Origin of the sequence: Endozoicomonas sp. ALC020 (assembly GCF_049275935.1) — a bacterium.
Classification (GTDB): domain Bacteria; phylum Pseudomonadota; class Gammaproteobacteria; order Pseudomonadales; family Endozoicomonadaceae; genus Endozoicomonas_A.
The window spans coordinates 4,559,747-4,569,214 of sequence record NZ_CP184830.1; the positions used below are offsets into that span (position 1 = coordinate 4,559,747).

Consider the following 9,468-nt stretch of genomic DNA (forward strand, 5'->3'; position numbering starts at 1 on the left):
TAGGGAATTTTTAATGTTGTTCAGCCTTGACCATCGTCGTCAAATTTAGCGGAGTCGTCAGGTTCTGCATTATTCCCTTGATTTCCGATGGCATAAACGACGGGCTCTCGCTACTGTGATTGCCTGACAGGGCACTGAGGTCCTGAACCAGTCGCTGGTAGTGCTGGTAAAGTTCCGTATTATTCAGGCTTGTTCCTACTGGCCGCTCACTCTCCGACCCAATGTTGTTTTTCTCACCACCGGCCAGGCTGCACAGGTAATTCACCAGCCGTTGCCCTCTGCGAATGATTTTGTTCAGAAAGGTCACGGCTTCATTCTCTCTCCCGTCACTGCCGTCCATGGCTGACGTACTGTCATTCCTGGTGATTACAGCCATGGGGTTCAGGCTGACTTGTCCACCTTTAAAGTGCAGACTGGCCAGCACCTCCGGTTTCACCAGCGCCATTGTCTGGTTGTTGCGGGTATTGATGATCCTGAAGGTTTGGCTCTCCAATGGCAGGGAAGCGCTGCTGCGGGTAAAGTTGCTGCTGCGGGTGAGATTGCTCTGCGCCTGCGGGTTACACTGGCTGAACGCCACCTGTTCCGGGGTCAGGTCGGTAAAGAACAGTGCGGTGCTGTTATCACCCGACAAACGTCGTAAATCCGCCTTAGACCCGGACGACAGTAGAACATAATGCTTGCCACGGCTGTCGATTGTGCGGGCTGGCCTGCACGCCCGCAGGTCATAGACGTCATTGCCAACACCGCCGACCAGCGGGCGGGTCCAGTCGAGAATGGCCTGCCAAAGGCTGCTGTTGCCGGGCGTATCCAGCCTCCGGTTGTCACACTGGTCGCCCCGGTTTGCCAGCACTTCTGGCCGTGCTGCGATGTTGCCTGAGGTTCCCAGCAGCAGCAGGTCATGACCGCCCCATCCACGGAGTGACCACTGTCGGGCGTCGGCGCCAAGGTACAGAATATTACTGCGGCTATTGCCCCAGAGTCTCGCTGTCCTGTTACCGACGGCGGACGAGCTGATCACGGAGGGCAGAAACGGCCATGACTGGTAACCGCTGTCGGGTTTCGGCCCGCTCACCTGAACACTGCCCGGCTCCCAGCCCCACTGTCCTGTGCCGGTAATAAACACCTGACGTCTGACGTATGTGGCGTTCAGGGGTTCCAGTGTCAGTTTAATCCCGTCCATCGCCTGGTAGGTGACGATTTTTACCGGTTGGTCCTGCTGGATGTACAGGGGGTTGCTGGCTGTGGCGTTGATGAATCGGAGGCGTTCCTTCCTGACGAGGCTGCTCACCGTGAGTGGCAGGACGACCCCCTGACCTGAGTCCGTCACCCGTGCTGCAAGGTCGGATAATGACAGCTCAAGGTCATTGAACACCAGCGTTGTGGGTTGCAGGAACTGGTCGTGCTGTCTGGCCCAGACCTGCTGAATCTCGATCTCGGCATCGCCGGTGGTAAACCGGTTGGACAGCACCAGGTTCTGACCCCGGCGCCAGGCAAGGAAGAGGAAGGCCGATACATTCAGTTCAATGCGGGTTTGTGCCCTGTCGTGCTTGGTGATGCTTTCTTCAGCCAGGCCGGGATGGATGAGGATTCGGGCAAAAAATGACAAGTCTGTCTCATCCAGTTTAATCACGTCGGACCCACCCTGGCTCTCCACCATGATCCCGAACCGCTGTCGGGTACCGTTCCGGACAAAGGCCACCTGATGCTCTTGCTCTTGGTAGTAAGTGTCCAGCCGCAACGTTTCCAGTTTGATCTTGTCGGCTCCGGGGGTTCCTGACAGCAGCAGACCCTCGGCCATCACGGCGACCCTGCCAAAGGTGCCCAGTGATTGGTAACCCTTTTGGGTGACCCGGTACAGCGTCTGGTTGTTCCGGTTATAAACGACCGTGCTCGTTGACGGAGGGAGCGAGAACTTCCGGACGCTGCCAATCACTTGCTGAACGCCGTGCTCCTTGCCAGGCAAACCGAACAACAGTCTTTGTTTACGGGGACTCCGGCCCCGGTAATCCATCCAGGCTACCTGGGTTGGGGAATAGCCAGGGCGCAGCGTGAGGGCGATCAGTTCGGTGTCAGCCTTCTGGCGTATGCCCGCTGGCAGAGATCCCATGGCCTGGTTAAAATCTTGCCGGGTCCAGTAGACCAGGCTGCCGGTGGTGTTTCTGGGTCCCATCAGGCTGAGGTCCAGCGCCACCAGGGCCAGATGCTCCCGGTTAGCCAGGTATTGGGCCGTCGGTGTCTGGATGCGCCACGCCCGGGCACCGTGTTCCCAGTGGTGGCTACCCCTCAAGTCGATACGCTTAGCCATGTAACGGCAGGGAACGGAGATTTGGTCATCGAACTCACTGGGCATCCCGGTCAGCGAAGCGGCGGCGGCCTCACCACAAAAGGGATGGCCTTTGGCGCCCTGATCAGGCTGTCGGAAAAACTCGAAAGCCTCCTCTTTGCGAGTGTCCGACAGGGCGAGCAGTTGGCCGTCGTCGTTCACCATGACTTCAAACTGGTCACCGGTGTTGGCTGCCAGCAGGGTGTCGCTGTCCGGGTAGTACCAGACGTCCAGTTGCCTGATCGCGCTGAACAGGGGGTGGTCGATGATTGCGGTGATGGGTCTCAGCGGCACCAGCCCCACCTTGGCCGAGAACCCCTCCCGGGCCCCTTTCAGCCGGTCTCGCAGCAGACTCTTGAGCTCACGGATGAAAAAACGGGCACTGGCGGTGGTCCAGGTTGTACCGGGGTGTTCTATGGTCAGTTTGGCGAAGATCAGGTTGACTACCTTGCCCAGGTTCAGGCTGTCCACCATCAGGCCAGACTGGGGGGTGAACTGGTGCACACTCAGGGTATCGTTCGACTTGGCGACGATCTGCCCGGTGGCTTCCACCTGCCAGTTCTTAAAAGGTCCTGACTCCACCGACAGGTTTTCGCTGACCACCCGGGTGTTATCCCAGGCCTTGTCCGGTATCCACAGCCGGTAGCCACCGTTGGTATCGGCCAGGAGGCTGCCGGAGTGCGCCTGCACATGCCTGAAGACGCCGACTCTGGCTATCTTTGCCTTTACTTCTGCCTTTTCCAGCGCTCGCTTCTCGCCTGCAGGGCGGATCAAATGGAAACCGGAGTTCAGCCGCTGGATACCACCGGGGCGATTCACGTCGGTGCTGAAGTAATACAGTTTGCCGGAGTGCCGACTGAACAAAATGTAGTAAACAGTCTGGCCCCGAACCACCACCTTGTGGACCGGCAGGTGCTCTTCACGCAATGCCCTGCGGACACGCTCATTGATCGTCCGTAAACGGCTTCCGTCGTTTCTATTGTTTGGCATGTCGCCATCCAGCAGGCTGCTCAGGAAGGTAATATAGTTTCGGGTGGCGTCGTCATAAAAACCGGTTCTAAGAAGACGGCGGCTGCCGTAGCTATCGACATCCTGCAAGGGAATCAGCCCATGGTCGGATGTCGTTGTGTCAGATGCCACTGCAGGTGGGGTAGGGGGTACACTGAGCTGGCCATCCAGGGTTTCTGCCGCAATCACCTGGTGAGCCAGCTGACCGGACGGGCTGGCCGTCAACAGGTAATAATAGGGGGCATCAAATACCAGCAATTGTGACTCATCTTTGTTCGGCACTATCTTTGAGACATGGTGGCCAAACGAGCGGGCACTCAACTCATCGAAGTGCCTGATTTCCCGGGTCAGTGCCTCTTTATTCTGAAATAACACCTGGCCGTTGGCGGAGTCAAAAAAATAGTAGCCGGTAGCCGGGTTTCCCTGGACCGGTTGCAGCTGGACCGGTTGCAGCTCGGCGCTGGCAGCAATGAGCCGGATTTCCTGATGGTTAAGGGTATCGTACCAAAGCAGGACCCGGCCCAACTGATCCCAGTCTGCTTCGGCCAGTCCCAGCTTGCCAGGGAAGCAGCGGTAGGGTTTCTTGAGATACTCATTAACCTGTCGGTCACAGTCCCGCTGGTGCTGTAACCAGGCTGGGTTCTGCCGATTATTGCTCTTGGGTAGTGGGTCAAGGGCACCGTTCATCGCCCACCGGTTCGGTATTTTGGGTGACCACCCGGATGTGGTTGTGGTCCACCGGTCCGGCGCTCCGGCCATACAGCGTGCACGGATCTGAGGTGAGAAGTCGCAGTCTTTCAGCTCCAGCGGCAGGAACCGGCTGGCCGCAGTGTAACGGCTCATGATTCTGTTCAGTTTCGACGCCCTTGATGGCCCGTCATTCAGTCCTCCATTGTCGTACAAGCGTTGAATCACTTTGTGATCCAGCAGCCGCCACTCAAACTGTGCGTTGGGATCCCGGGCCACGACTTTATACGAGGGAGCCTGTTCATACCAGGAGTGTGGTCTTGGTTCAGGAAATCGGAAAAGGGTCTCACCCAGCTTGAAGTCCCGGTTATCTTCATAGGACAGGCTCACCCAGGACCGACAGTTTTGTACCTGGTCATCCCGCTCAGTAATGCAGGCATAGGGGAGCTTGCCGTCGTAGTTCAACACCCAGGTAGAGGCCGTCTGCCCCTGGGGGTGAAGGTGGATAGTGTGTTCACCGTTGGATATCAGGGCGTAGGTTTTGTTGGCCCCTTCAGGACTATACACGTCATACTTCAGAAGTCGGGAGAATGTCGATGAGACCTCGCGAAAGACGACGACGTGATCCTTGTTATCGAGATACAGTCTGCTGGTTGACCGACGGTATTTCAAACTGTCGGTATGGGTGAACATCTGGCCAAGGTATTTATAGTCGTAGCTGATGTCATCACATGAGCCATGCCCGTCGCACTCGGTATACCGGGTGTCTTTCACTTTTTTCTGGTATAACCGTTTCAGCTTGCTGTCGCTGACAGCATCCAGAAGTTTCGCACCGGGGGAACTGCTGTCTGGCGCACTCCCCAGAGAGGTCTGGTCCAAGGGACTGTAGAGGAGCTTGACCTCCCACGGGGGTACAGAAGGCATTAAAATGACCTTTTTATCGCTCATCTGCCCCAGGTTGCGGAATACCCCGTCTGAGCATTGATACCCGGTTAAACGCGACTCCGTCCGGCACAATGTCGCCAGGGCATCGTCGATCAGGTTAAAGGTGTCAGGGGAGTATTCGATCCGGTTGATGTCGCTGGCGCAGTGCCGTAAAGGAGCCTTGGGTACATAGGGTATCTTCTCACAGTTTTTCTGTTTCCAGTCGTCTTTTTTCCCGGCGATTAAGGTTGGCTTGAATGAATAGACGCCACCGTAGGTCAGGGTCTGTCTCACCAGGTTGATAGACCGGATGTTCAGGGGCAGGAGACTTTTGCCATCCCCGCTCATCAAGGCATTGAGGGTCTGCTTGTTGGCCAGGAAGCTTTTGGGGTCCAGCTGGGCGTGGATCAGGTCAAAGAATTTGGCAGCCTCACCCGAAGCATCCTGCAACTTTTTGTAGGCCAGCTTTTTTAACTTCCTTTTATAGTTCTCCTGAAAAATACCCCTGACGTAGTGCATGATCCCGTCAATAAATGCCCCGACTGGCCCGAGGAACTCTGAAATGACGGAGACATAGGTATCCACCCACTCAAAGGTCACCATGGATTCCATGAGTTTCTTGACTTCCGGGTCCTCTTCGTTCTCGTACTCAATGAGGGTCAGGGTGAGACTGGCTCCCGGCACGGCGAGACCCAGTATGGGCACAAAACGACCGACTTTTTTACCCAGCCTGCCGACTTTTTTCAGACCGCCGGGCAACTTGCCCGACCCGGAAATATCGGGTAGCTTTGGTGGTTTCTGACCGGGGGGCAATGACGACCGGATGGCCGGGATGATTGTCTTGATCCCCTGTCGCCCGAGATTGATGATCTCAATCCCTTGCAATGCCACAGCCGTATAAAAAAGCGTCTGGCGCCCGGTATAAATCTGCTGCTGGGTGTCCGTCATATTCTGAGACGGGGGATTTTTGTAATGGTGTCCCACAGGGGAAAGCCCTGCTATCAGGTCGTAAAGGCCTATAAAAGACCTGAGCTTTTCCAGTCCGTTGGTGGAAGATTTTTTTCCTTTGACCCGGAATCCCTGACGACCCGTCCCCTGGAGAAAGCCCCGGAAGCGATCAAAGGCACCGGAGGTAAACCGGATGTTCTTACGGATCAGGGTATCGGGTTCCATAAAGTCCATGCGCCAGCCACGGCCATCCCGACGAAGGGTATCCAGTTGGGGAGCCATGCTGTCGGCGAGTGAGTGCCGGGCTTTAATGTCCCCCAGGGCGGTATCAAACTCCAGCAGCCGCTGCCTGAATTCGGCTCGTTCAGAGGCCACACCTGAGAGGCTGTCTTCAGTCCGGGGCGGCACCGGAACCGAAAGGTGGCTGGGCGGCAAATAGCGGAGCGGGGGATTTGAATCCGATGGCCGGGGCGACCTCAGCACAGTCTTTTCGCCGGGAAGCAACCGGTACTCCGGTTGTCCGGTGCCCGGGGAGCGCAGCACAAGGCTTTCAATCGCCGGGCGGTCCTTCGGCATCAGATGCTGGATATCTTTCACCAGTCGTTTGAAAACCTGGGGGCTGCCACTTCTGGGTTCGACAATCAGCTTGCCGACCAGGGGTTTGCCATGGGTGGGCGAGCGGGTCATAAAGGTTTTCAGGGCGTTCAGGGCTGTGATTCCGCGGGACTGGTTGCTGCTGGCAAGATCGCTGACGGTCAGGGTGGCGATGTAGCGGTCCGGGGTAAAGTCGACCAGTGTCGTCAAAGCATGGGCAATCAGTCTGGCTGGCCGACCGAGAACGGTGACGCGGTTGCCGTCTCCCCCGGCGATGGCCGACTGAACCCGGCCATCGGGTGTGAGCAGCACATAACCGGCAGCGGGGGTAGCTTTCAGCAACAGGGGCTGACCACTCAGGGTGCCGTCTTTTATCTGCTGTTGAGCGCGGGTAAACGAGTCTTCGTTCAGGGCAATAACCGAGTGCATGCCCCGGGCGTGAGCCAATGCGTCCTTGCCTTCCAGGCGACGAAACCGGGTGAAAAAATTCTGCAGCCAGCGCTCATCTTCGTTGGCGGGTTTGATCAGGGCGATATCCGTTTTTTTCCTGTCGTTGCCAAGACGGAGCTGGGTTTTGAAGCCGGAAAGTAACCGGAGGGCATACTCCAGGTTTTTGCGTCGAGCATCGCAGCTGCCGGCACCGGCTGATCTTCGAGGCCTGCGACAAGCCCCTTGTGGCGGGACCGGGAGAACATGTACGTTGTCGAAATCATTTTTGAATTCTGCGTTAATTTCGGCGGCACCTTTCGGCGTTTCAATATCGACATTGTGAATATAGTATGAGCCTTTCTGTACTTGGTTTTTGATGTTTTCGAAGGCCTTGGCCTTTGCTTCATTACTTTTGAAGTGTTCTATCTCCCGCTCAAGCTGATTCATGTGATCATTGGTAAAACGTCTTTCATAGCGCGCAAGCCACTCAGTGTAAGAGGAAGATTGCATCGCCATTTGGAGTGTTTCTCTCAAACGCCTGGTTTCTGTTTCATGCGGATGAATGAAAGCAGCATTTTCAGTCGGCGGTTGCTGCACTAATCCAAAATAGATCGCTGCCTGGAAATCTGTGTAGTATGAGTATTTGCTGGCATCTTTTCTATTGTCGATAAACTCTCGGCGGCCTGTGGAAGTGGGCACTCTGTTTTCGGATCCGGCAGAGGCAGAACCATCCCGGTGTCTGTCACCGGCATACATCATTTCGACAAGAGCTGCAGCTGAATCCGGCGCGAGTCTGGGATCGGTCGAACGCTGGGAATTCTCAGCGACTACGGATTCGAACAACTGATCTGCGAACATGGATTCGGAAATGTCAATGTTGGGTCTGCGAGTAAATTCATTATCAGGGTCAAGGGAGTCCAACCCGAACTTGGCTATGTAAGTAACGGTGTCGTCTTCATTCCGGGTAAAAACAATACGGTTGAGTTCAGGATCGGGCGCATCTCTTGAGGTTGACGGCCCGTTAGGATCACCACCGGTGGTTTGCCGTGGAACGCCTGCGGATAAGTATCCCCGAACTGCAACAGCTGAATTTGCATGGATACCTTTTTTAGCCAGCTCCCTCAGAACTTCAGGTATAACATAATCTCTCTGACCAGCAGCCAATACACCTTCAACATCTGGAATGTCTTGTGCGGAGTTATCAAAAGAGAATGCTATGTTTTGTACGGTGGTATTCTCAGGGATCACTTTACTTAAAACTGATAATAGCTTTTTCACTAAGAATCGGGAGTTGATGTGATTAACGGCACTCGACTCGGTACCAGAGAAATCAAGACTTCCAGTAATGAATACTTTAGTGTCTTCGCCAATATTTTTGAATGGTTTTCCTGCAATTATACTAAGTTCTTGCCTTTGCATTGCATCAGATTCAACAAAGTCGTACAGAACAGAGCTGCTATCTTGAATGCGGTAATTATTATAAAGTCTATAACACTTTCTCAAAGATTCTTCTATATTTTCCGGAATGTCATGAAGATTAATCATTATGAACTTGTCGTATGCTCGTTTGTACTTTGGTTCTGGCAGGTCAGAATCATTGCCATAAGAAATCGTGCTATAGAAGGGATTGTTCGCTAAGAAACCATTCTTCTCGGTAATTGAGCTAATTGCTCTGGCATGGGTCTTTTTTAATCTTTCAAAAGCGTCATAACCTAGACTGGCGAGAATCTGGTAGTCAAAATCCCCGTTATGATATGAAAGCTCTGTTAACATTATTGATACTTTAACGATTTCATCGCTGGAGACAGCAGCTTTATTTTTATAGAATTCCTTCAAAGTCTCCTGTAATTGTGGTATGCGTACTTGTTTGATTATTTCATTTTTTTTAAGTTTTTCTAAAAGCGTGTGGAAAAGTATGGTTTCTTTAATTACTTTTTGGAGCAGTAGGTTATTTGGGAGAGCCTCCAACATTATTGGCTCGATTGAATCATTAAGGTATGAAGCTTCAGCCCTATTTTCAGAAAATAAAGCTCTACTGAAAAGTATTTTATGATGGGTGTATCCGTTTAGTCCAATAGAACTCAGTTTGTTAAATAGATCGCCAATACTGATTTCTTCTACGACTCTTTTAACTAGATTGAATGCTTCTTTTGGCAGTTTTATATCGTCTACCTTAAAATAATCTCCAGGATTAGGAATAATTCCATTTGCGTACATTTTTTGCAAAAGAGCACTTACCTTAGCTCTTTCTAGCGGCTCCCTGGCAATCCTGCCCCATCCCATTCCAGATATGCTCGTGAGCGAAACACCCCTTTTTTTAAAGGGCTCTTCGTTCAGTGATGGTAGCAGTCCTTTATCAATATATACCCCTCCATCAGAGAGTAAATGAGAAAACCCTATAGCTCTTTCGGCTACCAAAGTTTTTTTAAGACCTAAGGTGTATTTGATATACTCACTGTTTTCTCGTTCAAAATAAGACTCGGATTCTTCAACAACAGCCCTGCTAATGGAATTTTTAATTGTATTTAACACACGTTTGGTTTTATTCCATTGGT

1 protein-coding gene is annotated in these 9,468 nt (G+C 53.2%); it reads right to left on the reverse strand.

Annotated elements, in window-relative coordinates:
* Positions 1-10 precede the first annotated feature (10 nt).
* Positions 11-8,686: a hypothetical protein gene (locus tag ACOJUO_RS17415; RefSeq protein WP_422137636.1), complete on the reverse strand. Its 8,676-nt coding sequence runs from the start codon at positions 8,684-8,686 to the stop codon at positions 11-13.
* Positions 8,687-9,468: the final 782 nt, after the last annotated feature.